The 1,431-nt window shown below is 44.1% G+C and carries 1 protein-coding gene; it reads left to right on the top strand.

The window, feature by feature from the left end:
* Nucleotides 1-93 precede the first annotated feature (93 nt).
* Nucleotides 94-1,422, top strand: coding sequence for an IS4 family transposase (locus L1N97_RS16850; protein WP_236130565.1), 1,329 nt, complete (start codon nt 94-96; stop codon nt 1,420-1,422).
* Nucleotides 1,423-1,431 lie beyond the last annotated feature (9 nt).

The following is a 1,431-nucleotide window of genomic DNA, read 5'->3' as shown; positions in this document are numbered from 1 at the left end:
TAATGCCGATCAGTTAAGAACTTTTCAGATCGGTTGACCGATCCAGTGGTTGGTATATAAAGGCCTACAGAATAAACACTGTAGGCTTTTTTTATGCATATTGGTCAGGCTTTGGAAACGGTTTTAGTAAATAGTCACAACGTTAATGTTGAAAGTTTGTCAGATGTTTTAGACCCTGGACTTATTGAAACAGGGCTTAGTATTGCCGGTGTATCTACTATCAGAACTCGCCGTCTACCAATGGAGCAGATGGTATGGGCAGTATTGGGGATGGCTCTGTTTCGTAATATGTCCATAAAACAGCTTGTATCTCAGATGGATATATTGCTGCCTGGCAAAGTACCTTATGTTGCGCCAAGTGCCATCGTCCAAGCCAGACAGCGCTTAGGCTACGAAGCGATAGAGCATATATTTAACCTCACCGCCGGACATTGGAATCAGCAAGCTGACCATCCCAATTGGTGCGGATTAACACTATTAGGTGTTGATGGTGTCGTGTTTCGAACCGAAGACACACCAGAGAACAGTGCCGCATTTGCCAGAACAAGGTCACAAACGGGTGAAGCCTGCTATCCGCAAATTCGAATGGTATGTCAGATGGAGTTAACGAGTCATCTGCTCACTGCCAGCCGGTTTGACAGTGTTGAGGCTAATGAAATGATTTTGGCTGAGGACTTAATCCCGCATACCAGTGATAACTCACTGACGTTATTCGATAAGGGGTTTTACTCACTAGGTTTGCTTTATAAATGGCAAAGTACTGGAAAGCAACGCCATTGGTTACTGCCATTAAAAAAGCATACGCAGTATGAAGTCATTCGCTCATTGGGCAAACAGGATCAACTGGTAAGATTGACCACAACGCCTCAGTCACGTAAGAAGTTCGCAGACTTACCGCATACAATTGAAGCGAGATTACTCACTAAAACCATTAAAGACAAAGAAGTCAAAATACTCTGTTCTTTGGTAGATCCCATGCGTTTTCCTGCAGCTGACATTGTTGATTTATACTCGACTCGCTGGGAAATCGAACTGGGTTTCAGGGAGATAAAACAGTCAATGCTACAAAACACCTACACGCTACGTTCAAGAAAGCCCGATATGGTGAAACAAGAGATGTGGGGGGTATTACTGGCCTATAACCTGATCCGATATCAGATGGTCCTTATGGCCGCCTCGTTAGGTAAAGATATTACGCCAAGCCAACTGAGTTTCAAAGAATCAGCAAGTTACATCATATTACAGTTAGCAACATTGCCCTACGTTTCACCGGGAAGAGTTCCAAAAGTGGTGATGAATATTACCGAAATGGCGTCCTACTTCTTACTACCTGGACGCCGAGAGCGATGTTATCCTCGCTGCCTAAAGTCGAGTAAGCAGAAATACCCTGTCCGAAAGAAAAATGCCGGTCAGCTTAACTGACCGGCATTA

It is taken from the genome of Rheinheimera sp. UJ63 (genome assembly GCF_021568285.1).
Lineage (GTDB): Bacteria > Pseudomonadota > Gammaproteobacteria > Enterobacterales > Alteromonadaceae > Alishewanella > Alishewanella maricola.
This window is presented reverse-complemented; position numbering and strand designations above follow the sequence as displayed.

What these genes read in the sequence shown, in the direction of transcription:
- L1N97_RS16850 (WP_236130565.1), top strand. Translation starts at nt 94, where the DNA reads ATGCATATTGGTCAGGCTTTGGAAACGGTTTTAGTAAATAGTCACAAC.